This window comes from Pseudomonas sp. AL10, from assembly GCF_029960685.1.
GTDB classification, from domain to species: Bacteria; Pseudomonadota; Gammaproteobacteria; order Pseudomonadales; family Pseudomonadaceae; genus Aquipseudomonas; species Aquipseudomonas lactis.
Genome location: NZ_JASBQZ010000001.1, coordinates 528,587 through 553,468 on the forward strand (window position 1 = coordinate 528,587; position 24,882 = coordinate 553,468).

Annotated in this window: 26 protein-coding genes; 16 read left to right on the forward strand and 10 right to left on the reverse strand. The window is 61.0% G+C overall.

Going from position 1 to position 24,882, the window contains the following annotated elements:
* Nucleotides 1-53 precede the first annotated feature (53 nt).
* Both dprA and QK296_RS02485 read left to right on the forward strand, forming a co-directional pair.
* Entirely contained in the window at nt 54-1,157 is a 1,104-nt protein-coding gene (gene dprA, locus QK296_RS02480) for a DNA-processing protein DprA (RefSeq protein ID WP_003187277.1), read from the forward strand.
* Between the two features lie 74 nt (nt 1,158-1,231).
* The gene (locus QK296_RS02485; RefSeq protein ID WP_003187278.1) at nt 1,232-1,789 is read left to right on the forward strand and encodes an L-threonylcarbamoyladenylate synthase; all 558 of its coding nucleotides are present in this window, start codon (nt 1,232-1,234) and stop codon (nt 1,787-1,789) included.
* Between the two features lie 110 nt (nt 1,790-1,899).
* Here the strand turns inward: QK296_RS02485 and QK296_RS02490 are convergent, their stop codons facing one another.
* A complete protein-coding gene (locus QK296_RS02490; RefSeq protein WP_034134131.1) occupies nt 1,900-2,877 on the reverse strand; it encodes a quinone oxidoreductase in 978 nt (325 codons plus the stop codon).
* 178 nt (nt 2,878-3,055) lie between these two features.
* Between QK296_RS02490 and hemF the strand changes: the two genes are divergently transcribed.
* Nucleotides 3,056-3,988, forward strand: a complete 933-nt coding sequence (hemF, locus tag QK296_RS02495; RefSeq protein ID WP_003187281.1) for an oxygen-dependent coproporphyrinogen oxidase — start codon at nt 3,056-3,058, stop codon at nt 3,986-3,988.
* Nucleotides 3,988-4,806, forward strand: a complete 819-nt coding sequence (gene aroE, locus QK296_RS02500; RefSeq protein WP_094773972.1) for a shikimate dehydrogenase — start codon at nt 3,988-3,990, stop codon at nt 4,804-4,806. The genes hemF and aroE overlap by 1 nt, the downstream gene beginning before the upstream one ends.
* A gap of 130 nt (nt 4,807-4,936) precedes the next feature.
* Here aroE and QK296_RS02505 read toward each other — a convergent pair whose 3' ends face one another.
* The 3 genes from QK296_RS02505 to betC all read right to left on the reverse strand — a co-directional run bounded on the left by QK296_RS02505 (nt 4,937) and on the right by betC (nt 9,108).
* Nucleotides 4,937-6,505: a SulP family inorganic anion transporter gene (locus tag QK296_RS02505; RefSeq protein ID WP_034134134.1), complete on the reverse strand. Its 1,569-nt coding sequence runs from the start codon at nt 6,503-6,505 to the stop codon at nt 4,937-4,939.
* A 155-nt stretch (nt 6,506-6,660) separates the two neighbouring features.
* Nucleotides 6,661-7,575: a choline ABC transporter substrate-binding protein gene (gene choX, locus QK296_RS02510; RefSeq protein WP_003187286.1), complete on the reverse strand. Its 915-nt coding sequence runs from the start codon at nt 7,573-7,575 to the stop codon at nt 6,661-6,663.
* Nucleotides 7,576-7,593: 18 nt separating this feature from the next.
* A complete protein-coding gene (gene betC / locus QK296_RS02515; RefSeq protein WP_003187287.1) occupies nt 7,594-9,108 on the reverse strand; it encodes a choline-sulfatase in 1,515 nt (504 codons plus the stop codon).
* A 103-nt stretch (nt 9,109-9,211) separates the two neighbouring features.
* On the opposite strand from betC, the gene QK296_RS02520 reads away from it, so the two are divergent.
* The 6 genes from QK296_RS02520 to QK296_RS02545 all read left to right on the forward strand — a co-directional run bounded on the left by QK296_RS02520 (nt 9,212) and on the right by QK296_RS02545 (nt 14,941).
* The gene (locus tag QK296_RS02520) at nt 9,212-10,162 is read left to right on the forward strand and encodes a LysR family transcriptional regulator (RefSeq protein ID WP_003187289.1); all 951 of its coding nucleotides are present in this window, start codon (nt 9,212-9,214) and stop codon (nt 10,160-10,162) included.
* A 30-nt stretch (nt 10,163-10,192) separates the two neighbouring features.
* On the forward strand, nt 10,193-10,519 hold the full coding sequence (locus tag QK296_RS02525) for a DOPA 4,5-dioxygenase family protein (RefSeq protein WP_003187292.1): 327 nt from the start codon (nt 10,193-10,195) through the stop codon (nt 10,517-10,519).
* 176 nt (nt 10,520-10,695) lie between these two features.
* Nucleotides 10,696-11,655, forward strand: a complete 960-nt coding sequence (locus QK296_RS02530) for a 2-dehydro-3-deoxygalactonokinase (RefSeq protein ID WP_120247398.1) — start codon at nt 10,696-10,698, stop codon at nt 11,653-11,655.
* 1 nt (nt 11,656) lies between these two features.
* Nucleotides 11,657-12,277: a 2-dehydro-3-deoxy-6-phosphogalactonate aldolase gene (locus tag QK296_RS02535; RefSeq protein ID WP_003187296.1), complete on the forward strand. Its 621-nt coding sequence runs from the start codon at nt 11,657-11,659 to the stop codon at nt 12,275-12,277.
* 48 nt (nt 12,278-12,325) lie between these two features.
* Nucleotides 12,326-13,474 (forward strand): galactonate dehydratase, encoded by a 1,149-nt coding sequence (gene dgoD, locus QK296_RS02540; RefSeq protein WP_003187297.1) that lies wholly within the window; start codon nt 12,326-12,328, stop codon nt 13,472-13,474.
* A 162-nt stretch (nt 13,475-13,636) separates the two neighbouring features.
* Nucleotides 13,637-14,941, forward strand: coding sequence for an MFS transporter (locus QK296_RS02545; protein WP_003187298.1), 1,305 nt, complete (start codon nt 13,637-13,639; stop codon nt 14,939-14,941).
* Between the two features lie 34 nt (nt 14,942-14,975).
* Here QK296_RS02545 and QK296_RS02550 read toward each other — a convergent pair whose 3' ends face one another.
* The 3 genes from QK296_RS02550 to trpB all read right to left on the reverse strand — a co-directional run bounded on the left by QK296_RS02550 (nt 14,976) and on the right by trpB (nt 19,000).
* Complete coding sequence (locus tag QK296_RS02550; protein ID WP_282390551.1) at nt 14,976-16,634, reverse strand: BBE domain-containing protein; 1,659 nt, start codon at nt 16,632-16,634, stop codon at nt 14,976-14,978.
* Between the two features lie 330 nt (nt 16,635-16,964).
* Nucleotides 16,965-17,774 (reverse strand): tryptophan synthase subunit alpha, encoded by an 810-nt coding sequence (gene trpA, locus QK296_RS02555; protein ID WP_003187300.1) that lies wholly within the window; start codon nt 17,772-17,774, stop codon nt 16,965-16,967.
* Complete coding sequence (gene trpB, locus QK296_RS02560; RefSeq protein WP_003187301.1) at nt 17,774-19,000, reverse strand: tryptophan synthase subunit beta; 1,227 nt, start codon at nt 18,998-19,000, stop codon at nt 17,774-17,776. Before trpB ends, trpA begins: the two co-directional genes overlap by 1 nt.
* Before the next feature lie 109 nt (nt 19,001-19,109).
* Between trpB and QK296_RS02565 the strand changes: the two genes are divergently transcribed.
* Nucleotides 19,110-20,006, forward strand: coding sequence for a LysR family transcriptional regulator (locus tag QK296_RS02565; RefSeq protein ID WP_212613674.1), 897 nt, complete (start codon nt 19,110-19,112; stop codon nt 20,004-20,006).
* An 8-nt stretch (nt 20,007-20,014) separates the two neighbouring features.
* On the opposite strand, the gene QK296_RS02570 is transcribed toward QK296_RS02565, so the two are convergent.
* Nucleotides 20,015-20,341 (reverse strand): DUF883 family protein, encoded by a 327-nt coding sequence (locus QK296_RS02570; RefSeq protein WP_003187304.1) that lies wholly within the window; start codon nt 20,339-20,341, stop codon nt 20,015-20,017.
* A gap of 158 nt (nt 20,342-20,499) precedes the next feature.
* Between QK296_RS02570 and QK296_RS02575 the strand changes: the two genes are divergently transcribed.
* A complete protein-coding gene (locus QK296_RS02575) occupies nt 20,500-20,715 on the forward strand; it encodes a dodecin (protein ID WP_005783406.1) in 216 nt (71 codons plus the stop codon).
* Between the two features lie 116 nt (nt 20,716-20,831).
* Complete coding sequence (locus tag QK296_RS02580; protein WP_034134138.1) at nt 20,832-21,059, forward strand: DUF1161 domain-containing protein; 228 nt, start codon at nt 20,832-20,834, stop codon at nt 21,057-21,059.
* Nucleotides 21,060-21,117: 58 nt separating this feature from the next.
* Here the strand turns inward: QK296_RS02580 and QK296_RS02585 are convergent, their stop codons facing one another.
* Nucleotides 21,118-22,119, reverse strand: a complete 1,002-nt coding sequence (locus QK296_RS02585; protein WP_014716309.1) for an LLM class flavin-dependent oxidoreductase — start codon at nt 22,117-22,119, stop codon at nt 21,118-21,120.
* A 218-nt stretch (nt 22,120-22,337) separates the two neighbouring features.
* On the opposite strand from QK296_RS02585, the gene QK296_RS02590 reads away from it, so the two are divergent.
* Both QK296_RS02590 and QK296_RS02595 read left to right on the forward strand, forming a co-directional pair.
* Nucleotides 22,338-22,769: an OsmC family protein gene (locus QK296_RS02590; RefSeq protein ID WP_003187311.1), complete on the forward strand. Its 432-nt coding sequence runs from the start codon at nt 22,338-22,340 to the stop codon at nt 22,767-22,769.
* Nucleotides 22,770-22,918: 149 nt separating this feature from the next.
* Complete coding sequence (locus tag QK296_RS02595; RefSeq protein WP_003187312.1) at nt 22,919-23,158, forward strand: DUF1161 domain-containing protein; 240 nt, start codon at nt 22,919-22,921, stop codon at nt 23,156-23,158.
* Between the two features lies 1 nt (nt 23,159).
* On the opposite strand, the gene QK296_RS02600 is transcribed toward QK296_RS02595, so the two are convergent.
* A complete protein-coding gene (locus QK296_RS02600) occupies nt 23,160-23,582 on the reverse strand; it encodes a hypothetical protein (RefSeq protein WP_003187313.1) in 423 nt (140 codons plus the stop codon).
* Between the two features lie 110 nt (nt 23,583-23,692).
* Between QK296_RS02600 and QK296_RS02605 the strand changes: the two genes are divergently transcribed.
* Nucleotides 23,693-24,736, forward strand: coding sequence for an aminopeptidase (locus QK296_RS02605; RefSeq protein WP_282390552.1), 1,044 nt, complete (start codon nt 23,693-23,695; stop codon nt 24,734-24,736).
* Nucleotides 24,737-24,882: the final 146 nt, after the last annotated feature.

A 24,882-nucleotide genomic window follows, 5' to 3' on the forward strand; every position in this document is an offset into this window, starting at 1 on the left:
AAATAAGTTACCAACAGAGTTATCCACAGCTTGTTCCGGTCAAGGATGATCATATGAATCCGATAAACAGTAGCGATATTTCCCCGGCAGAGCTGGAAGCCCGGCTACGCTTGCACAGGCTGCCAGAACTGGGGCCCAAGCGTTTTCACGTGTTGATCGATGCCTTTGGTTGCGCTTCCAAGGCCCTGAGTGCTCCCGCCAGTGCCTGGCGTTCCCTCGGTTTGCCCGCCATCAGCGCAGAGGCCCGACGTAGCCCCAAAGTCCGTGACGGTGCCAGTGAGGCGTTGGCCTGGCTGGCGCGCCCGGCCCAGCATTTGCTGATGTGGGACCACCCGGATTACCCGGCGTTGCTCGCGCAGATCGACGATGCGCCGCCGTTGTTATTCGTTGCGGGCGACCCCGATATTCTGGAAAAACCACAGTTGGCCATGGTCGGTAGCCGGCGTGCCTCGCGCCCGGGCATGGACACGGCAGCGGCCTTTTCCCGCAGCCTGGCGAGCGCCGGTTTTGTCATCACCAGTGGGCTGGCGGTGGGCATTGATGGCGCGGCGCACCAGGCGGCATTGGACGTGGGCGGCCATACCATCGGCGTGCTTGGCACTGGCCTGGAAAATTTTTATCCACAGCGCCATCGCAAGCTTGCTGCGGCGATGATCGCCCAAGGCAGCGCCGTGGTTTCCGAGTTTCCGCTGGATACCGCGCCCCAGGCCGGTAATTTCCCACGGCGCAACCGGATCATCAGCGGGTTGTCGTTAGGCGTACTGGTGGTGGAGGCCAGTATCGCCAGCGGCTCGCTGATCACCGCACGCCTGGCGGCGGAGCAAGGGCGCGAGGTGTACGCGATTCCGGGTTCCATTCACCACCCCGCCGCCAAAGGCTGTCATCAACTGATCCGTGATGGCGCGGTGTTGGTGGAAACCATCGAGCACATACTTGAAGGCTTGCGTGGTTGGCAGCGGTTGTCCCATGCGGCACCGGTGCCCGTAACCCATCCGCTGGTGGCGCTACTGCACGCGGCACCGCATAGCAGCGAAGCCTTGGCGATTGCCAGCGGTCGGCCGTTGTCACAAGTACTGGCCACCCTGACGGAGCTGGAGTTGGAGGGCCAGGTGATTTGCGAAAGCGGGCGCTGGCTGGCGCGGTGTCCGCTTTGGTAGTGGCCCGTTTTTGGCGCTAGGTTTTGTAACGAAGATCGGTAAACTGCCCAGAGCTTTAGTCCGGAGAGTTAACAATGGTCAACAGGTGGCGTGTGCTGGAAGCCGCACGGGAAATTCGCGCAGGCGCAGTGATCGCCTATCCGACCGAAGCGGTCTGGGGCCTGGGCTGCGACCCGTGGAACGAAGAAGCAGTGGATCGGCTGTTGGCGATCAAGAACCGCTCGGTCGACAAAGGCCTGATCCTGGTGGCGGACAATATTCGTCAGTTCGACTTTCTGTTTGAGGATTTCCCGGACACGTGGGTCGAACGCATGGCCAGCACCTGGCCAGGGCCGAATACCTGGCTGGTGCCCCATCAAGACTTGCTGCCCGAATGGGTCACGGGTGTGCACGACACCGTAGCGCTGCGGGTCAGTGATCATCCGTTGGTGAGAGATTTGTGCGCCGAGGTCGGCCCGTTGATTTCCACCTCGGCCAACCCTCAGGGCCGCCCGGCAGCCCGCACGCGCATTCGCGTGGAGCAGTATTTTCGCGGGCAAGTGGACCTGGTGTTGGGCGGCGCCTTGGGTGGGCGCAAGAACCCGAGCCTGATTCGGGATCTGGTGACGGGTGATGTGGTGCGCCCCTCGTAGGTGCAGCTCGTTCCCACGCTCTGCGTGGGAACGCCGCATTGGACGCTCTGGGTCCGCTTGTGACGCAGAGCGTCACGGTATGCATTCCCACGCAGAGCGTGGGTACGATCTTAAGGCAGCAGAATGGTCGACCCAGTCGTGCGCCGCCCTGACAACTCCGTCTGCGCCTTGGCCGCCTCCGCCAGCGAGTAGCGCTGGTTGATATCAATGCGTACCTTGCCACTCTTGATCATCGAAAACAGATCGTCCGCCATCGCCTGCAGGTTCGCCGGATTGTTTGCATAGGTCGCCAAAGTCGGCCGGGTGACGTACAGCGAACCCTTCGCCGACAGAATCCCCAGGTTCACCCCATCCACCGCACCCGACGCGTTGCCGAAGCTCACCACCAGACCCCGTGGCGCCACGCTGTCGAGTGAGGTCAGCCAGGTGTCCTTGCCGACGCCGTCGTACACCACCGGGCATTTCTTGCCGTCAGTTAATTCCAGTACGCGTTGTGCGACATCTTCCTTGCTGTAGTCGATGGTTTCCCAGGCGCCGAGGGATTTGGCCAGGGCGGCTTTTTCCGGCGAACTGACCGTGCCGATCAACTTCACCCCCAGAGCCTTGGCCCATTGGCAGGCCAGGGAACCCACGCCACCGGCGGCGGCGTGGAACAAAATGGTTTCACCGCCTTTGAGCTCATAGGTCTGGCGCAGCAGGTACTGCACGGTCAGGCCTTTGAGCATGGCACCGGCGGCCTGTTCAAAGCTGATCTCATCCGGCAGGTGCACCAGGTTGGCGGCGGGCAACACGTGCGACTCGCTGTAGGCACCCAGCGGGCCGCTGCCGTAGGCCACACGGTCGCCGACTTTGAATTGGCTGACTTCACTGCCAACGGCATCGACTACGCCAGCACCTTCCGCACCCAGACCCGATGGCAGGGCCGGCGGCGCATAGAGGCCACTGCGGAAGTAGGTGTCGATGAAGTTCAGGCCGATCGCCTCGTTGCGCACCCGAACCTGCTGTGGGCCAGGTTCCGCTGGCGTGTAGTCCACATATTCAAGTACGTCGGGGCCGCCATGGGCGCTGAACTGGATACGTTTGGCCATCTGCACTTCTCCTTGGGTTCGAATCTGCGTAGCCCCCTATCGGACTCCTAAGCTTGATCTTCGTCAACTGCCGCGCACCTAAGTGCAGTGGCATCTAAGCGCAGTGGTATCCTGTGCGCCCATTTGCCGCCGACGCCCCATGGGCCTCGCGTAGCTTTGCCCGATTCAAGGTGATGCCATGACTACCCGCACCGAGGCCGTTAAAGCCTACCTGCTTGACCTGCAAGACCGCATTTGCAGCGCCCTGGAAACCTTCGAGACGGACACTCGCTTTATCGAAGACGCCTGGACCCGGCCAGCCGGCGGTGGCGGTCGCACCCGTGTGATGGAAAACGGTTCGGTGATCGAAAAAGGCGGCGTCAACTTTTCCCACGTGTTCGGCAGCGGTTTACCACCGTCTGCCAGTGCCCATCGCCCCGAGCTGGCCGGCCGTGGGTTTGAAGCGCTTGGCGTGTCACTGGTGATCCATCCGCATAACCCGCATGTACCGACTTCCCACGCCAATGTGCGGTTTTTCATCGCTGAAAAAGAAGGCGAAGAACCGGTGTGGTGGTTCGGGGGTGGCTTCGATCTCACCCCGTATTACGGCAATGAAGAAGACTGCATTCACTGGCACCGCGTGGCCGAGCAGGCCTGTGCGCCGTTTGGCCCGGATGTGTACGCACGCTACAAGGCCTGGTGTGACACCTACTTCCACATCAAACATCGCAACGAGCCCCGTGGCATCGGTGGGTTGTTCTTCGATGACTTGAACGAGTGGGGCTTCGACACCTGCTTCGCCTTCATCCGCGCCATCGGCGATGCCTACATCGACGCCTACCTGCCGATTGTGCAGCGTCGCAAGGCCATGGCGTACACCGAGCAACAGCGCCAGTTCCAGGAGTTCCGCCGGGGCCGCTACGTTGAGTTCAACTTGGTCTATGACCGTGGCACGCTGTTCGGCCTGCAATCGGGCGGGCGTACGGAGTCGATCCTGATGTCGCTGCCACCCCAGGTACGCTGGAGCTACGACTGGAAGGCCGAAGCCGGCAGCGAAGAGGCGCGCCTTACCGACTATTTCCTGCAAGACCGTGACTGGCTCGGCGTTGCCGCGCCCAAGGCGGCGGTGTGATGGACCGTTATGTCGTGTTCGGCAACCCCATCGGCCACAGCAAATCGCCGCTGATTCACCGTCTGTTCGCCGCCCAGACCGGCGAGCAGTTGGACTACAGCACGATGCTCGCGCCGTTGGAGGACTTCACCGCCTGTGCCCGAGAGTTTTTCCAACAGGGCCGGGGCGCCAACGTGACCGTGCCGTTCAAGGAAGAGGCCTATCGCCTGGCCAATACCCTGACCGAACGAGCCCAGCGCGCCGGTGCCGTGAACACCTTGAGCAAACTGGCTGACGGCACCTTGTTGGGCGACAACACCGACGGCGGGGGCCTGGTGCGCGACTTGACGGTCAATGCCGGGCTGGCCCTGCAAGGCAAACGCATTCTGTTATTGGGCGCCGGTGGCGCGGTGCGCGGTGCGCTGGAGCCGTTGCTGGCGCAGCAACCCTCGTCGTTGATCATCGCCAACCGCACCGTGGAAAAAGCCGAGTTACTGGCTGAGCTGTTCGATGACCTGGGCCCGGTGTCTGCCAGTGGTTTCGACTGGTTGCGTGAGCCGGTGGACGTGATCATCAATGCCACGTCGGCCAGCCTGTCAGGCGATGTACCGCCGATTGCCGGCAGCCTGATCGAGCCGGGCAAGACCTTCTGCTACGACATGATGTACGCCAAGCAACCCACCGCGTTCTGCCGCTGGGCGAGCGAGCAAGGCGCGGCGGTGGCGATGGATGGCCTGGGCATGCTGGTGGAACAAGCGGCGGAAGCCTTCTTGCTGTGGCGTGGTGTGCGGCCGGATTCGGCGCCGGTACTGGCCGAACTGCGCCGGCAATTGGCCTGATTCCACACTCTGATGTGGGCACCGTTAATGTGGGAGCTGGCTTGCCTGCGATAGCAATAGGTCAGTTACCCATGTGCTGGCTGACCCACCGCTATCGCAGGCAAGCCAGCTCCCACAGTTTTGATCGGGTTCAGTCTTCAAAGTCGATGGGGCAGTTATCGGGCCCGTCGAGCTTTTTCAGCTCATCAACCACCTGCGGCCTGGCCCCACGCAACGTCAAGCTACGCCCCAACCCCGCCAACCGGCGCGCCTCCTGATGCAGCATCTCCACCCCGGAATAGTCGATAAAGTTGATCTGCTGCGCCTCGATCACCACCCGCTCGCCCTGCAAGCGCTGCAGGCGCACTTGCAGGTAATGGCTGGCGCCAAAAAAGATCGAGCCGCCCACCCGCAACACATCCGCCTCACCGTCGCGCCAGTGTTGAACCCGTGGCTGCGACGTGCGCTTGAGGTAGAAAAACAGCGACGCCAGCACCCCGGCATAGATGGCCGTTTGCAGCTCCAACAATAAGGTGGCGACGCAGGTCAGGCTCATCACCACGAATTCGGCACGGCTGACCCGGAACAGCGCGCGAATGCCGCGGTGGTCCACCAGCCCCCAGCAAATCAGCAGGATGCTCGCCGCCATGCTCGGGATCGGAATATGCGCGATCAACGCTGCGCCAAATAACGCGAATAACGCCACCCACAGGGCCGAAAACACCCCCGCCAGCGGCGAACAGGCGCCCGCCTCGTAACTGAGGCCCGAGCGGGTGAATGATCCGGCTGACAGGTAGCCGGAAAAAAATCCGCCGACGATGTTGGATAAACCCTGGGCGCGAACTTCCTGGTTGGCGTCGAGCAGTTGTTGCGAGCGGGCCGACAGCGAGCGGGCAATCGACAGGCTGGTCACCAACCCCAGCATGCCCACAGCCACGGCACTGGGCAGCAGGCGCAGCACCAGGTCCAGGTCCATCGGCAACGGGCTGAACGGCGGCAGTTTGCCGATGAACGAACTGACCCGTGCCACATGCCCGAACATCGCCGGCCACAACCATGCCACCAGGCTGCCCAGCACCAAGGCTATCAACAGTGTGGGCCAGCGTGGCACCAGGTACTTGAGCAACATGCCTGCCAGCAACGTCCCCAGCCCCAGGGCCAGGGATGCCTGATCCCACTCGCCACGATGATCGATCAGCGCCAGTAGACCGTTGATGGCCGTGGCCTGGCTGGGCAAATCCAACCCGAGCAGGTTGGGCAGTTGCCCCAGGGCAATCACCACAGCGGCGCCCAGGGTGAAACCCAGCACCACCGAATGGGAGACAAAGTTCACTAGGGCGCCGAAGCGCAGCAGGCCGAGCAACCACTGGAATACGCCCGCGAGGAGGGTCAGCAACAGAATAAGGGTGATGTAGTCCTGGGAGCCGGGCACGGCCAATGGGCTGACGCTGGCGTAAAGCACGATGGAGATGGCGGCCGTGGGCCCGCAGATCAGGTGCCAGGACGAGCCCCACAGGCAAGCGATCAATACCGGAATGATGGCGGCGTAGAGCCCGTATTCGGGTGGGAGACCTGCGATCAATGCGTAGGCAATTGACTGCGGCAGCGCAAGCACCGCGCCGCTGAGGCCGACGATGGCATCCCGGCCGACGCTGGCGCGGGTTTGGCGCGGCAGCCAGCGCAGGAAGGGCAAGAGTGTATGGCGGGTGGGCCGGGGCATCGCAGGCTCGGGTAAAGGGTTTTGGCAAGAATATCAATATGCATGGGTACGTGTGGGAGCTGGGTTGCCTGCGATGCTGGCGCCTCGGTGCGACAGGCATACCGGGGTGATGCTATCGCAGGCAAGCCAGCTCCCACAGGGGGCAGCGGCAAGCGTCAGAGTTTGGCCTTTACCGCCGGCAACGCCTCCTGGCCATCCAGGGTTTTCACGCCCTCCAGCCACTGGTCCAGCACCGCCGGGTTGGCCTTGATCCACGCCTTCGCCGCCTGCGCATTGCTGACCTTGTTGTTGGCCACGTCGGCCATGATGCTGTTCTCCATGGCCTGGGTGAAACTCAGGTTGGTCAGCAGTTTCCCGACATTGGGGCAGGCTTGTGCGTAACCCTTGCGGGTCAGGGTATACACGCTGCCGGTAGCGCCAAAGTACTGCTCGCCGCCTTTGAGGTAACGCATTTTCAGTTGCACGTTCATCGGGTGTGGGGTCCAGCCGAGGAAGGTGATGAAACGCTGTTTCTTCACCGCTCGCGAGACCTCTGCGAGCATCGCTTGTTCGCTGGACTCGATCAGCTTCCATTGCCCCAGGTCGAAGTCATTTTTCTTGATGATCTCCTGCAAGGAGATATTGGCCGGCGCGCCGGAGCCAATGCCGTAGATCTTCTTGTCGAACTTGTCGGCAAACTTGTTCAGGTCGGCGAAGTCATGCACCCCGGCTTCCCACACATAGTCCGGCACCGCGAGGGTGAACTCGGTGCCCTCCAGGTTCTTCGCCAGTTGCACCACATCGCCGTTGGCCACGAACTTGTCGTAGAAGCCTTGCTGCGCCGGCATCCAGTTGCCGAGGAAGACATCCACCTGGCCGTCTTTCAGCCCGCCGAAGGTGATCGGCACCGCCAAGGTGTCGACCTTGGGTTGGTAGCCCATGCCCGTCAGCAAGAAACTGGTGATGGCGTTGGTGGCGGCAATGTCGCTCCAGCCTGGATCGGCCATCTTCACCGTTTCGCAGCGAGTGTCTGCGTACACCTGGGCGCTGCTGAGCACCACCAAACTCAGTACCACGGTCAACTTTTGCATGGCCTTCCCTCTGTCTACTTATTGGTTTTGGCAGGGTTGTGGAAAACGTGCCTTGCGCTCCAGGTCATCAAGGTCGATATGGTTGCGCATGTACTGCTGACTGGCGTCTACCAGTGGCTGGTGATCCCAGCTCTTGAGTTTGCCTTGGGTCAGCGCTTCAAACACCAGGCGGCGACGGCGTTGGCTGGCGAGCACCTGTTGATGGATCGCCGGGATGTCCCATTTAGCCCGCGCTTCACGCAAGAACGCCTCGAACAACGGACGATGTTCGGCGCACTGGCTGAGGTTTTCCTGCTCGCGCGGGTCGTTGTGCACATCGAACAACAAGCAAGGGTCGTCTTCGCTGTAGATGAATTTGTAGGCGCCCCGGCGAATCATCATCAACGGGCTTATGGTGCCTTCGGCCATGTATTCGCCAAACACTTCGTCATGCCCGCCCTGCCCTTGCAAGTGCGGGACCAGTGAGCGGCCGTCCAGCGGCAAGTGCGGGTCCAGTTCGCCACCGGCCAATTCCACCAGGGTCGGCAACAAGTCGGCGGTCGACACGGCCTGGGTGACGCGGCCAGCGGCGAACTGCCCCGGCGCACTGACCAGCAGCGGCACGCGGGCGGCCATTTCAAACCAGTGCATTTTGTACCAGAGGCCGCGCTCGCCAAGCATGTCGCCGTGGTCGCCGGAGAAAATGATCAGGGTGTCGGCGGCCAGGCCGGTGTCTTCCAGGGTCTGCAGCAGCTTGCCGACGTTGCCGTCGATGTAGCTGCAGGCGCCGAAGTAGGCGCGGCGGGCGTCGCGGATCTTATCCACCGGCAGCGGTTTGTCCCACAAGTCATAGACCTTGAGCAGCCGCTGGGAATGCGGGTCAAGGTCGGCCTGGGGCGGCGTCGCGGGCATTGGAATCTCGGTGTCGGCGTACAGGTCCCAGAACGGCTTGGGAATGGTGTACGGGTCGTGGGGATGGGTCATCGACACGGTCAGGCAGAACGGCTGGTCGCCCTCCTCGCGGATGTGATCAAACAGATATTGCTGAGCCTTGAACACCACCTCTTCGTCGAAATCCAGCTGGTTGGTGCGCACACACGGGCCGGCTTGCAGTACCGAGGACATGTTGTGATACCAGGTAGGGCGTACGTCTGGTTCGTCCCAGTTCACCGCCCAGCCATAGTCGGCGGGGTAGATGTCGCTGGTCAGGCGTTCCTCATAGCCGTGCAACTGGTCGGGGCCGCAGAAGTGCATCTTGCCCGACAGCGCAGTGCGGTAGCCGAGGCGACGCAGGTAGTGGGCATAGGTCGGTACATCGGCGGGGAAATCGGCGGCGTTGTCGTAGGCGCCGATCTTGCTCGGCAATTGGCCACTTACCAAGGTGAAGCGCGACGGTGCGCACAATGGGCTGTTGCAATAGGCGGCGTCGAACACCACACCTTGTGCCGCCAGGCGGCTGAGGTTGGGCAGCTTGATCGGGGAAGGCCCGTAGAACGGCAGCATCGGCGCGGCCATCTGATCGGCCATGATGAAAAGAATGTTCTTGCGCTTCATGGTTTCTCGGCATTCCATAGGCGGTGTTTATGCGAGTGAGCATGCGGTCCATCAATACATGGGTAAAGCCCATGCGCGGCAATGACTAGGATAAGTTGAGCTTATGTATGAAGCGCTGGGTGACCTCTCTCTCGATTTGCTGCGCGCCTTTGAGGCAGCGGCACGCCATCGCAGTTTCACCGCTGCCGCGATGGAGCTGGGCACCACCCAACCGGCGGTCAGCCAGCAGATCAAACGCCTCGAAGAGCAACTGGCGATCCGCCTGTTTGACCGCATTTATCGCGGCATTGAACTGACCGACGCTGGCGCCCTGCTGTTCGAGCATGTGCAAGGCGGCCTGCAGAACATCAACCAGGGCCTCGGCGCCATTACTCAACAAAGCCAGCATGAAGTGCTGCAAGTCGCCACTGACTTCGCCTTCGCTGCCTATTGGCTGATGCCGCGCCTGCATCGCTTCCACCAGGCCAACCCGCAGGTGGATGTCAGCCTGGTCACCAGTGAGCGCAACCACGCCACTCTGCGCAGCGATATTGATGTGGCGGTGTTGTTCGGCGATGGCCGTTTCAAGCAGGGCGAGAGCCTGTGGTTGTTCAATGAGGAGGTGTTTCCGGTGTGCAGCCCGCAGTGGCTCAAGGAACAAGCTGCGCCCCTGACGGTGCAGACCTTGCAAGGCTGCCCGTTGCTGCACCTGCGCCAGGAAAACAACAGCCAGTGGTTCGACTGGAACGGCGTATTCCGCGAACTGGGTATCACCGCTGCGCCGACCCCTGGGCAATTGCGCTTCGACAACTACACCTTGCTGATCCAGGCCGCGATTGCCGGCCAGGGTGTCGCCATCGGCTGGCGCCACCTGGTGGATAACCTGCTGGAGCAGAATTGGTTGTGCCGACCGATCAGCCCCACGGTGACGTCGCGATTTGGCTATTACGTGGTGCAGCCCCAGCGCAAACGCCGTGGTCAGTTGGTGGACCGCTTTGTCGAGTGGCTGGTGGCGGAACAGGCCAGCAGTGCGCAGTCGTTGACCGGGCTGGCCCTGCCGTCGATTGCGGTCTAGGATCGGCGCACAGTGGAACCGGAGTCAGTCATGCAACGTATCAAGGGCTACCACGCCCATATCTACTTCGACGCCAGTACGATCGAGCAGGCGCGCACGCTCTGTGAAGACGCCGCCAGGCTGTTCCCGTTGCGCATGGGCCGCGTGCATGAGCGGCCGGTGGGCCCGCACCCGGATTGGAGTTGCCAACTGGCGTTCGAGCCGGAATATATCGGCGTGGTATTGCCGTGGCTGGCGCTGCACCGCAATGGTTTGGTGGTGTTCCTGCACCCGGAAACCGGTGATGACCTCAAGGACCACACCGATTACGCCATTTGGATGGGTGCGATGCGCGAGCTGGACCTGTCGATTTTTTAAGCGTTCTTACCCGGTAAACCCGCGTCTTTCCCTAAGTAAAAACAGGAAGAGTTGTAGGATTTATCTTGCCTTGTCTCATTATATGGGATTGATATTTATATATTGAGATGTTCTGCGCCGTAGGTTTATATTCGCCCATCTGCTTTTTTCAGCACCCACTCATTTCAGGTGAAGCGATGCAGGCGCAATTGATCGCGCTCGATTGGGGGACCAGCTCCCTTCGTGCTTACAAACTCGGCCCCGCGGGCGTTGTGCTGGAACAGCGCTCGCTGGCTACCGGCATCATGCACTTGCCCACAGAGCCTCGGGAAATTGCCGGTGTGCTGTGCACCGACGGCTTTGAACTGGCGTTCGATAGCGCCTGCGGCGATTGGCTCGACGCCCAGCCCAGGCTGCCAGTGATCGCGTGCGGCATGGTCGGCAGCGCACAGGGTTGGAGCGAGGCGGCCTATCGCAGCACGCCCGTGGATGTCGCCAGCCTTGGCCAGGCGTTGCATGGCATACGCAGCCTGCGCGGGGTGCAGGTGCACATCGTGCCGGGGGTGATCGAGCAAGTGGGGCTGCCCAATGTGATGCGCGGCGAAGAAACCCAAGTGCTCGGCGTACTGCAAGGGCTTGGGCCCAAGGTGCTGATCGGCCTGCCCGGCAGCCATTCCAAATGGGTCGAGGTGGTGGAAGGCCGCATTACCCATTTCGATACCTTCATGACCGGCGAAGTGTTTGCGGTGTTGAGCAAGCACAGCATTCTGGGGCGCACCCAACAGGCCAGCGAACAGTTCCAGGCCGAGGCGTTTGATCGAGGCGTGCACGTGGCGCTGTCCAACGACGGCCAGCGTGGCGTGCTCTCAACCCTGTTCAGTGCCCGTACCCTTGGGCTCACTGCGCAGCTGGCGCCCGACCAGCAACCCGATTACCTGTCCGGCTTGCTCATCGGCCATGAACTCGTCGGCCTGCCAGATTCCGCCAAACACCAGCCGATCATCCTGGTCGGCGCTGCTCCACTCTGCGCCCGCTATCAACGCGCCCTCGCCCTTTGCGGCTTTGTCCACGTCAGCCTGGCGCAAGAAGCCACCGAGCGTGGCCTGTGGCAACTGGCGCAAGCCGCCGGGCTTACTCGACCTTTACTGGAGGCCTGACATGCTCAAGCAAGCACTCGCACAAAACGGTTTGATCGCCATCCTGCGCGGCCTACGCCCCGACGAAGCCCAGGCGGTCGGCCAAGTGCTGTACGACGCGGGTTTTCGCGTGATCGAAGTGCCGCTCAACTCGCCAGACCCTTACACCAGCATCCGCACCCTGCGCGACAGCTTGCCCGCCGATTGCCTGATCGGTGCTGGCACGGTGTTGACGCCTGAGCAGGTCGAGCAGGTCAAGGCGGCCGGAGGCCAGGTGATCGTTATGCCCCACAGCGATGCCAAGGTGTTGCGTGCGGCCAAAGCGGCGGGCCTGTATTTGTCGCCTGGGGTAGCCACGCCCACCGAAGCCTTTGCCGCACTGGCCGAAGGCGCCGATGTGTTGAAGCTGTTCCCGGCCGAGCAAATGGGCCCTTCAGTGATCAAGGCATGGCTGGCGGTATTGCCGGCGGGCACGTTGCTGCTGCCGGTGGGCGGCATCACCCCGGACAACATGCAGGTGTTTACCGACGCCGGCGCCAAGGGCTTCGGATTGGGTTCCGGGCTGTTCAAGCCGGGCATGACAGTGGATCAGGTTGCGAGCCGTGCCCAGGCGTATGTCGCCGCCTGGAAAGCCCTCGGCTGAGAGCACATTCCGCGCCCACAGGCGCTGCATCTATAAGAGAGACAAGAGATGAAAATCACCAAACTGACGACCTTTATCGTTCCGCCGCGCTGGTGCTTCCTCAAGGTCGAAACCGACCAGGGTGTGACCGGCTGGGGTGAGCCTGTGGTCGAGGGCCGCGCTCACACGGTGGCCGCTGCCGTCGAAGAACTGTCCGACTACCTGATCGGCAAAGACCCACGCAACATCGAAGATATCTGGACCGTGCTCTATCGCGGCGGCTTCTACCGAGGCGGCGCGGTGCACATGAGCGCCCTCGCCGGCATCGACCAGGCGTTGTGGGACATCAAGGGCAAGGCCCTCGGTGTGTCGGTCAGCGATCTGCTGGGCGGCCAGGTGCGCGACAAAATCCGCGTGTATTCATGGATCGGCGGTGACCGCCCTGCCGACACCGCCCGTGCTGCCAAAGAGGCGGTGGCCCGTGGCTTCACGGCGGTAAAAATGAACGGCACCGAAGAATTGCAGTTTGTCGACAGCTTCGAAAAAGTCGACCTGGCCCTGGCCAACGTCGCTGCCGTGCGCGATGCGGTCGGCCCTAACGTGGGGATCGGCGTCGACTTCCATGGCCGGGTGCACAAGCCGATGGCCAAGGTGCTGATGAAAGAGCTCGACCCGTACAAACTGATGTTCATTGAAGAGCCGGTGCTCAGCGAAAACTACGAAGCGCTCAAAGAACTGGCACCGTTGACCAGTACGCCGATCGCCCTGGGCGAGCGCCTGTTCTCGCGCTGGGATTTCAAGCGCGTGCTCAGCGAAGGCTACGTCGACATCATCCAGCCGGACGCCTCCCACGCGGGCGGTATCACCGAAACCCGCAAGATCGCCAACATGGCCGAAGCCTACGACGTGGCCCTCGCCTTGCACTGCCCGCTGGGCCCGATTGCCTTGGCGGCGTGCCTGCAACTGGATGCGGTTTGCTACAACGCGTTTATCCAGGAGCAGAGCCTGGGCATTCACTACAATGAAAGCAACGATCTGCTCGACTATGTGCGAGACCCGGGCGTGTTCGACTATGACCAGGGCTTTGTGAAGATCCCCAACGGCCCGGGTTTGGGCATTGAGATCAACGAAGAGTATGTGGTTGAGCGCGCGGCCATCGGCCATCGCTGGCGCAACCCGATCTGGCGCCATGCCGATGGCAGCTTTGCCGAGTGGTGATTTCCACCTGATTGAAACGCGCTAAAAAAGGTGGGAGCTGGCTTGCCTGCGATGGCGGTGGGCCAGTCACCGCAGCGGTGCCAGTCATGCCGCCATCGCAGGCAAGCCAGCTCCCACATTGAGCGCGTTCCTTCCTCAACAAATATAAAAAGAGGCACCCCCATGCACCCTGAATCCCTCACCGGGCAGGCTTCTTTAGTCACGCCTAGCAGAAAGCGCTTTTTCATCATGGTGCTGCTGTTCATCACCGTGGTTATCAACTACCTCGACCGCAGCAACCTGTCGATTGCCGCTCCGGCGCTGACCAGCGAGCTGGGGATCGACCCGGTGCAAGTCGGGCTGATTTTCTCTGCCTTCGGCTGGACCTACGCCGCCATGCAAATCCCGGGTGGCTGGTTGGTAGACCGGGTGCCGCCGCGCATTCTCTACACGGCGGCCCTGCTGCTGTGGTCGATTGCCACCGTAATGCTCGGTTTCGCCGCCAGCTTTATCGCGCTGTTCGTGCTGCGCATGGCCGTTGGCGCGTTGGAGGCACCGGCCTATCCCATCAACAGCCGCGTGGTCACCACCTGGTTTCCCGAGCGCGAGCGCGCCACGGCTATCGGCGTCTACACTTCTGGGCAATTCGTCGGCCTGGCGTTCCTCACCCCGGTACTGGCGTGGCTGCAACATCAGTACGGCTGGCACATGGTGTTTGTGGTAACCGGTGGCGTCGGCATCCTATGGGCCGCGATCTGGTACGCGGTGTACCGCGAGCCCAAAGATTTCAAAGGCGCCAACGAAGCCGAAATCCAACTGATCCGCGACGGTGGCGGGCTGGTGGACATGCAGGCTAAAACCATCAAGGCACCCTTCAGTTGGACGGACCTGGGCATCGTGCTGAGCAAGCGCAAGCTTTGGGGCATCTACCTGGGCCAGTTTTGCCTGAACTCCACGCTGTGGTTCTTCCTGACCTGGTTCCCGACGTACCTGGTGAAATATCGTGGCATGGACTTTATCCAGTCTGGCTTGCTGGCCTCCTTGCCGTTCCTGGCCGCGTTTGTGGGCGTGCTGTGTTCGGGGGTGTTTTCCGATTGGCTGATTCGTCGTGGGGCGTCGGTGGGCTTTGCGCGCAAGTTGCCGATCATCAGCGGGCTGCTGATTTCCACGGCGATCATCGGGGCCAACTATGTGGACTCGACGGGGTGGGTCATCGCGTTTCTGGCGGTGGCGTTTTTCGGCAATGGCCTGGCGTCGATCACCTGGTCGTTGGTGTCGACCTTGGCGCCTGCCCGTTTGCTGGGGCTGACCGGGGGCGTGTTCAACTTCATTGGCAACCTGGCGGCGATTGCCACGCCTATCGTGATTGGTTTTCTGGCCAGTGGCTCATCGTTTGCGCCGGCCATTACCTACATTGCAGTACTGGCGTTGCTTGGCGCGCTTTCCTACATATTGCTGGTCGGCAAAGTCGAGCGGATCGAGCTGTAAAAAGGGGCGACCTGCGGGTCGCCCTTTTTTCGTTCTACGGCACCGACATCTCGTTGCGAAATACATTGCGCGGGTCCCAGCGCTGTTTGGTACGGCGCAAGCGGCTTTCGATCATCAGGTCGGGAAAGAATATTTTGTACCACTGGGGGTTTTTGCCGTTGGCCGGATTACCCCCTGCGTAAGTCATGTCGAGGTCGGGGTAATTGATGTAGCAGCCTTCGAACGCGTTGTTGAGCGGTACACCTTGAGCATCCGCAAACGCGTTGAAGTACAGCCCTCGGATCCAGTCAGCATGGGCTTGGTCCGCGGCGGCGCTGTCGCCGCGCCAGTAACACTGAGGTTGCCACTTGAGGAAGGACGAACGCTGGGCGGCCGACGACTCCTTGCGCACTGGCGCACTGGCGGCGTTGATCTGGCCGCCGAAGGACTGAATCTGGATCAGGCTTTGTGTCAGGTGGTTGTCAGGGTCTGGCCATGTCAGGGTAGTCCAGATGGCCTGTAGCACTTGAGGGCTGAACTCCCCTTTCTGGTAGGCCGACTTATAGCGCCCACGCTGGTTGTCTCCCGAACCATTCAATGTTTGCTGGCACACCAGCCAATCCAGGCGCCGCGCCGCAGCCTGGGCGGATGACACTGAGTCGATGGGGCGCCCGCGGGCTGTGCCAGGCGGCAAATGGACCACATGAAACGGCACCAGCGACTCGGTGGCAGGCAAGCCGATGGCCGTGAGCATCTTGTCGACAAAATCATCAAACGGCGCGCGGTCGTTCAGTTCGCCGTCCTTATCCACGTAATGGATGCCCAGCGTGATATTGCCTGTGTGCTGATGGCGCATTTCCAGCTTGGTCGCCAGGCCCCAGGTATCTGGGTTGCTCTGATGGCTGGAAAACCACAGCTGGTAAGCCACCAGCAAGCTTTCGAGTGCATCCTGGGTCACTATTGACCAGTCCCATTCCAACACCAGCCACAGCACCTCTTTGGGGGCCGGTGGCAGGTCCTTGAAGTAATAACTGGTGATAATGCCGAATTGACCACCCCCAGCACCGCAGCACGCGGCGAACAGGTCCAATTCGTCCTGTTGGGTGCTGTCCCTGCTGACATGGCGCGGTTCGAGCCCTTTGCCTTGGCTGTCAGGCACCAGGATGTCGACCCCGCTGAGCCAGTCACACACCAGTCCATACTTGCGCGACAGCAGACCGTAGCCGCCGCCGCAAATGTGCCCGCCCAATCCGACCGAATAACAGGAGCCCCCGGGCAAGGTCTTGTTGGCCCGCTTGTACAACTCGCTATAGCTGTCCCAGATCTGGCTGCCGGCCTCCAGGCGAAAGCGGTAGCGAAAGGGCTGCGTCGGGCTCAGTTCGGAGCCCATCTGGCCGCTGGCATCGTAGATCACTCGGTTCAGCGCGCTGATATCCAGGATCGACAGCACCTCATCCGGGCTGTCGGGCATCTTGTTGGCGACAAACCCTTCGTAGCAATGACCGCCGCTGCGTACGGTGATGCGCCCATTGGGCAGGGCCAATGCCTGGGCGGCGGCGTCCATGATGTCTTGCGGGCTGCGGCAAAGGTAAATCAGGTTGGCGCCATTGGGCGAAGACTGGCCCTGCACATTTCCCAAGGGCCAGCGCAGATTGAAACCCTTTTGCAGGGTGGAGTGGCGACGGTCTGAAACAGTGACGAGATCAAATGCCATGATGTACTCCTTAAAGAGACAAGAATGACTTCTGATGCGGCTAACTTAACGACCGAGGGGCAAGGACTGCGGGGCTTGCGAAGGTGGTTAGACGGCAAAGGGCACGAAGTGCGTTAAAAAGGAGAGACGCGATGCCTAGCCTTGTGTAGGAGCGAGCTTGCTCGCGAAAAACGTCAACGATAACGCGTGCTCGCTGAATGAACGCGGCGCCTGTAAGTTTTTCGCGAGCAAGCTCGCTCCTACACATTAGGCGAGATGCCTGCCCCCTTTTGAAGCCTAGCGTATAAATCGGTGATGTTTGAACAGTCCGATCACCGACCGAACAGGCAGTTACTTGCGTGCGTTGCGCACACCTTCCGACAGCGCCGCGCACAGCGTCAGCACGCCATCAATGGCTTGCTGGTCGTTCTTGGCCGTGGCGATGTGATCGATCAGCGCCGAACCCACTACCACCCCGTCTGCCAGGCGTGCGATGGCCGCTGCCTGGTCCGGCGTGCGGATACCAAAGCCGATGCTGATCGGCAGGTCGGTATGGCGGCGCAGGCGGGTCACGGCTTCTTCGACGTGTTCCAGGGTGGCGGCACCGGCCCCGGTTACACCGGCGACCGACACGTAATACACAAACCCGGAGCTGCCATTGAGCACAGTAGGCAGGCGCACGTCATCGGTGGTTGGCGTGGTCAGGCGGATAAAGTCGATGCCTGCAGCCTGGGCCGGGTCGCACAGCTCGCCGTTGTGCTCAGGCGGCATGTCCACCACGATCAGGCCGTCGACACCAGCTGCCTTGGCATCGGCAATAAACTGCGACACGCCATATTTGTGGATCGGGTTGAAATAACCCATCAACACCAGCGGGGTGTCGTTGTTGTCCTGGCGGAACTCGCGAACCATCTGCAGGGTTTTCAACAGGTTCTGCTTGGCGCCCAGAGCGCGGATATTGGCCAGTTGAATGGCCGGGCCGTCGGCCATCGGGTCGGTGAAGGGCATGCCCAGTTCGATCACGTCGGCGCCGGCGGCCGGCAAGCCCTTGAGGATCGCCAGCGAAGTGTCATAGCCGGGGTCGCCAGCGGTGACGAAGGTCACCAGGGCGGCGCGGTTCTGTTCTTTGAGTTGCGCAAAGCGGGTTTGCAGGCGGCTCATCAGTGTTTCTCCTGCTTGGACTGTTCCATATGGTGCATCACGGTCTGCATGTCTTTGTCGCCACGGCCCGAGAGGTTGACCACCATCAGGTGATCCTTGGGCAGGTTTGGCGCGCGCTTGAATACTTCAGCCAGGGCGTGGGCGCTTTCCAGGGCAGGAATGATCCCTTCCAGGCGGCAGCATTTGTGGAAGGCTTGCAGGGCTTCGTCGTCCGTCACCGAGGTGTACTGGACGCGGCCGATGTCGTGCAACCAGGCGTGTTCCGGGCCGATGCCGGGGTAGTCCAGACCTGCGGAAATCGAGTGGGCGTCGATGATCTGGCCGTCGTCGTCCTGTAGCAGGAAGGTGCGGTTGCCGTGCAGCACGCCGGGTACGCCGCCGTTGAGGCTGGCGGCATGCTTGCCGGTTTCAATGCCATGGCCCGCGGCTTCAACACCGATGATTTCGACGCTGGTGTCATCCAGGAACGGGTGGAACAGGCCCATGGCGTTGGAGCCGCCGCCGATGCACGCCACCAGGCTGTCCGGCAGGCGGCCTTCCTGGGCTTGCAGTTGGGTACGGGTTTCCTTGCCGATCACGGCTTGGAAGTCACGCACCATCGCCGGATACGGGTGCGGGCCGGCCACGGTACCGATCAGGTAGAAGGTGCTGTCGACGTTGGTGACCCAGTCGCGCAGGGCTTCGTTCATGGCGTCTTTGAGGGTGCCGGTGCCGGCGACCACGGGGATGACTTCGGCGCCCAGCAGCTTCATGCGGAACACGTTGGCCTGCTGGCGCTCGATGTCGGTGGTGCCCATGTAGATCACGCATTGCAAGCCAAAGCGCGCCGCCACGGTGGCGGTGGCCACGCCGTGCATGCCGGCGCCGGTCTCGGCGATGATGCGTTTTTTGCCCATGCGCCGGGCCAGCAGGATCTGGCCGATGCAGTTGTTGATCTTGTGCGCGCCGGTGTGGTTGAGCTCTTCGCGCTTGAGGTAGATCTTGGCGCCGCCGCAGAACTCGGTGAGGCGTTCTGCGAAGTACAGCGGGCTTGGGCGCCCGACATAGTCGCGCTGGAAGTAAGCCAATTCTTCGTTAAACGCCGGATCTACCTTGGCCGCTTCGTATTCGCGGGCCAGGTCGAGGATCAACGGCATCAGGGTTTCAGCGACGTAGCGGCCACCGAACGCACCAAACAGGCCGTTGGCATCAGGGCCGTTGCGTAGATCGGTCTGGGACTGAGTCATGGGACGCTCCAGGAAAGAATGTGTTTAAAGGCAATGACGGTCACTCTACGCGTGACGCCTTGGCCTGAAAACCGATAAGATCGCCGCAACCTGTCAGGAAAACTCACAGATGAGCCGCGACCTCCCTCCCCTCAACGCCCTGCGCGCTTTTGAAGCCACCGCCCGCCTGAACAGCGTCAGCCAGGCAGCAGAGCTATTGCACGTGACCCACGGCGCCGTCAGCCGCCAGCTGAAAGTACTGGAGGAGCACTTGGGCGTGAGCTTGTTCGTCAAGGACGGGCGCGGCCTTAAACTCACAGATGCGGGGGTAAGGCTTCGCGACGCGAGCGCGGAAGCTTTCGAGCGTTTACGCGACGTGTGCGCCGAACTGACCCAGCGCGGCGCCGATGCACCTTTCGTACTTGGCTGTTCCGGTAGTTTGCTGGCGCGTTGGTTTATCCCTCGGCTGGGGCGGTTGAATGCCGACTTGCCGGATTTGCGCCTGCACCTCTCGGCGGGCGAAGGCGATCTGGACCCCCGCCGCCCCGGGCTGGATGCCTTGTTGGTGTTCGCTGAGCCGCCGTGGCCAGCGGATATGCAGGTGTATGAGCTGGCCAGCGAGCGTATCGGCCCGGTTATGAGCCCACGCTTCGCCGATTTTGAACAGCTGCGCCAGGCTCCGGCGTCGGCACTGGCCGAGCAAGCCTTGCTGCACACCACTTCAAGGCCGCAGGCCTGGCCCAGTTGGGCACGGCAACACGGCATCGAGCCCGGCGCGTTGAAACTCGGCCAGGGGTTTGAGCATTTGTATTATTTGCTGGAAGCGGCGGTTGCCGGGTTGGGCGTGGCAATTGCGCCAGAACCGCTGGTGGCAGAAGACCTGCGAGCGGGTCGCCTGGTGGCGCCGTGGGGGTTCAGTGAAACCCCGGCGCACCTGGCGTTGTGGCTACCCAAGCGCGCCGCAGATGGGCGCGCCGGGCAGTTGGCGCAATGGCTCAAGGCTGAGCTGTTGCGCCAACCGATGTAACCGGTCAATCAGTCACCGCGCTTGCACAGCAGGTAAGCCGCCAGCAGGCCCAGTGCGCCAACGGCGACGCCAGCGGTCGTCCATGGGTGCTCTTGAGCGTAGTCACGGGTGGCAGCGCTGGTTTCACGGATTTTGACTTTGCTTTCTTCGTAGGCGTCGCTGATCAGGTGACGAGAGTGCTTGAGCGCGTTCTCGGCATTGCTTTTCAAGGCCTTCAGCGTTTTGCGCGACTCATCGGACGCGTCGTCCTTGAGGCTCTCCAGAGATTTGAGCAGGCTCGAAATCTCGGCTTCCATGCTTTCCAGCGACGCTTTGCGTAAAGAAGTGTTGGCCATGTGGACATCTCCTGAAGTGATTGAGTGGCGTGTGTAGATACCGACTGCGCCGGTTTCAGAAAGTGCAGTAATTCTGAACTTTCGCCTCCCAACGGTCGCCTGAAGCAGTACGCACATTCGCTGCTAGTCTTGATTGACGACCTATAAGGAGAAACGCCATGAGTGATCATCACACGTACAAGAAAGTCGAACTGGTAGGCTCTTCCACCACCAGCATCGAAGACGCGATCAACAATGCCCTGGCCGAAGCCAACAAAAGCATCAAGCATCTGGAGTGGTTTGAGGTGACCGAAACCCGTGGTCACATCAAGGATGGCAAGGCTGCGCACTTCCAGGTCACGCTCAAAGTGGGATTCCGCATTGCCAGTAGTTGATCGGCAGAGTTGAACTTTGCCCGCTGGCCGATTGCCATAACCTGCGCTACAAACAACGGGTGCCGACGCGATGAGCGTCGGCACGCTCTTTTTGATCAGCGCAAGGAAAGTAACGGATGAAGACGTTTCTGTTGGCGGTAGGGTTGTTGAGCATTGCGGGTACCGCTATGGCGGCGGGCAAGCCTTGTGAGGAGCTGAAAAGCGAAATTGCCGCGCAAATCGACGCCAAGGGTGCTTCGGGGTATTCGCTGGAAGTGGTGGACAAAGGTGCTACGCCAAGTGACCACAAAGTAGTTGGCACCTGCGAAGGTGGCACCAAGGAAATTGCCTACAAGCGCGGTTAATCTCGTGTTGTGGACATAAAAAACCGACGCAAGTGCGTCGGTTTTTTTCGCCTGGATTTCAGCCCTTCATCACTTGTGCAAGCAGCTCGTAGGAATGAATCCGATCGGCGTGCTCATACAGGTCACTGGTAAAAATCAGCTCATCGGCGCCGGTCTGCTCGATCAACACCTCCAGCTTGCCGCGAATCTTCGCCGGGCTGCCCACCATGGCCAAACCAAGAAAGCTACCGACCGCGTCTTTTTCATGGGGCAACCACAGGCCGTCCATGGTTTTTACTGGAGGGCGCTGCACCAGGCTCTGGCCGCGCATCAACGCGAGAATACGCTGGTACACCGAGGTGGCCAGGTAATCGGCCTGCTCATCGGTGTCGGCTGCCACCAGCGGAATGCCGAGCATCACGTAGGGCTTATCCAGCACGGCTGAAGGCTTGAAGTGATTGCGATACACGCGAATCGCCTCATGCATCAAGCGCGGCGCGAAATGGGAGGCGAATGCGTAGGGCAAGCCCCGCTCGCCAGCCAATTGCGCACTGAACAGGCTTGAACCCAGCAGCCACACCGGCACATTGGTGCCGGTGCCCGGCACCGCGATAACCCGTTGGTCGGGCGTACGCGGGCCCAGATAGGCCATCAACTCGGCCACATCTTCGGGGAAGTCATCGGCACTGCCGGAGCGTTCACGGCGTAGGGCGCGGGCGGTCATCTGGTCGGAGCCGGGCGCGCGCCCCAGGCCCAGGTCAATACGGCCAGGGTAAAGGCTTTCCAAGGTGCCGAACTGCTCGGCGATCACCAGTGGCGCGTGGTTAGGCAGCATCACGCCGCCGGAACCCACGCGAATGGTCGAGGTGCCGCCTGCCAGGTAACCGAGCAGTACCGAGGTGGCCGAACTGGCGATACCGTCCATATTGTGGTGCTCGGCTACCCAGAAACGGTGGTAGCCGAACTTCTCCACATGCTGGGCCAAGTCCAGGGAATTACGCAGGGACTGCGCCGGGTTGCCGTCGGCGCGCACGGGCACCAGGTCAAGGGTCGAGAATTTTACGTCGGACAGCGATTTCATAAGCCTGCTTCTCCAATTGGGCGCACAGGCTTTTTTAAACGAGCCAAAACCTGCCGCTGCATGTGCATACCCTATGCAATGAGGGCATATACCCGAGATTCAATAGGAGGCTCTGAAATTTCCTACTGGATTGCTAGGTTTCTCTTACAAGTGAACTTTGCTTTGACGTCTATCCTCAGAACCTTACTGACGCAACACCACCGTTCGAGGAGAAAGCTATGAGTATCGTTAAAAAGGCATCCGCGCATTGGGAAGGCGACCTGAAGACTGGCCTGGGCTCCATTTCCACGGAAACCGGCGTGCTGCGCGAAGCGCCCTACGGCTTCAAGGCCCGTTTCGAGGGCGGCAAGGGTACCAACCCTGAAGAACTGATCGGCGCAGCTCACGCCGGCTGTTTCTCCATGGCGTTTTCCATGATTCTCGGCGACGCCGGGCTCAAGGCTGACAGCATCGACACCCAGGCCGAAGTGACTCTGGACCAGGTCGAGGGCGGCTTTGCGATTACAGCAGTGCACCTGATCCTGAAGGCCAAAATCCCAGGCGCAAGCCAGGCGCAGTTCGATGAACTGAGCAAAAAGGCCAAGGAAGGGTGCCCGGTGTCCAAGGTGTTGAATGCAACCATCACGTTGGATGCCACGCTGGTCAACTGACACAGCAGTAATCTTATGTGGGAGCGAGCAAGCCTGCTCCCACATTTTAGTTCTGCGTTAAATTAGAACTCGTGTTTGCAAAATGTGGTCGAATAGCCCATGCAGCCTAGGCGCACACTCGTGCGCAGCGCATTCAGGGAGCTCCACACATGAAACGTTTTGCCTTGGCAATCATCTGCGGTGTATTGGCCACTTCGGCCGTGGCCGCGCCAAAAGATTGTGAAGAGCTCAGGAAAGAAATCGAAGTGAAGATCCAGGCCAAGGCGATTCCGTCCTACACCCTGGAAATCATCACCGCCGAAGAAGCCAAGAACCATGATGAAGCCATGATTGTTGGTTCGTGCGAAAACGGCACCAAGCGCATCATCTACCAAAAGAACAACGACTGACTCAGATGCAATTCACGCTGCGCTCTTCGGCCAATAACTGGCGGGTTGAGTCGTACAGCCGGATGTTGGGCGTGAACGCCAGTGAGCGCCCTTCCAGCACATAGCGCTGGCCGGCCTGAAAGTGGTCGTACTGCAGTGTCATGAAGCAGGTTCGATACATCATCTGGCTGAGGCCACCCAAACCGCCGCCGGCGGGCACTTCAAAGTCAAAGCGCACCATCAGCTCGTGAGGGCCGGGAGGCATTTGAAAAAAGCGCCCGTCGTCGAGGTTTTTCCCGTCCAGGCGCTGAGCCATCACCAACTTGGAACCCGGTGTCGGCGTGGTGAAATCCACCCAGGCCTGCTGCGGGTCCACAGGGGGAATGGGGGTAGAGGCGCAAGCGCTGAGGAACACAGCGGCGACGGGAAGCACAAGCTGGCGCATGGCAGGTACTCAACACGAAGAGAGGCTTGAGTATAAACACGCCATGCCGTGGAAAAATCCCCTGCAAGCGCGATAGTCTGGCGAACCAATCTCCCAGGAGCAGTCAGGGCATGATCAGGCGTTTTCTTCCAGGGCTGATGGTTGTGCTGCTCAGCGGCTGCTCCAGTGTCAGTTATTACAGCCAGTTGGCGAGCGGCCAGTGGCAGCTGTTGCGGGCCCGGGAGCCGGTTGCCGAGGTCATCGCCGACCCTGCTCGCCCGCCAGTGCTGCGCGAGCATCTGGCTCAATCGCAGAGAGCCCGAACCTTTGCCAGTGAACAGCTGCATCTGCCTGACAACCAAAGTTATCGGCTGTATGCCGATATTGGCCGACCCTATGTGGTCTGGAATGTCTTTGCCACACAGGAATTTTCTCTGTCACCACAGAACCATTGCTTTCCCATCGCCGGTTGCGTCGCCTATCGCGGCTACTACAACCAAGGTGCGGCCCGGGGCGAGGCGGCGCTGTTGCGGCAACAGGGCATGGATGTGTCGATCGGTGGCGTGGAGGCCTATTCCACCCTGGGCTGGTTCAACGACCCGATCATGAGTTCGATGATGAGCTGGGGCGATGAGCGCCTCGCCACGCTGATCTTCCATGAGCTGGCTCACCAGCGCTTCTACGTGAAGGATGACACCGAGTTCAACGAGTCCTATGCCAGTTTTGTCGAGCAGGAAGGCACCCGGCAATGGCGTGTGGCGCGGGGCTTGGCGCCTGTCGGCGATGCGGCGTTGAAGCAACGTGACCAATTTATCCGGCTGATTCTTGATACCCGTAAACGCCTGGAGACGTTGTACGCGCAGCCGTTGGCAGCGGACGCGATGCGCCGGGCCAAAGCGGCGCAATTCGAGCAGTTGCGCAGCGAATACCGGCACCTGCGTGATAGCCAATGGGGTGGTGACAAGCGTTATGACGCGTGGATTAACCAGCCGATGAACAATGCCCGACTGTTGCCGTTTGGGTTGTATGACCAATGGGTGCCGGCGTTTGCGGCGTTGTTTGCGCGGGAAGGCGGGGATTGGGTTAGGTTTTATGCGGCGGTGGAGCGGTTGGGTGGGTTGCCGGTGGAGCAGCGTAAAGCGGCGTTGAGGCAGTTGGAGAGGGTTGGCCGTTAGGGCCTTATCGCAGCATAGGTATCTACACAACTTTGTGGGCTGTGATAGCAGACGGTAACCACGATGCGAAGCGAGTCGCTCTTGATCTTGCTCTTGATCTTAGGCGCCCCGTTAAACCACGCTGGCCGGAATTCGACAGGGATTTG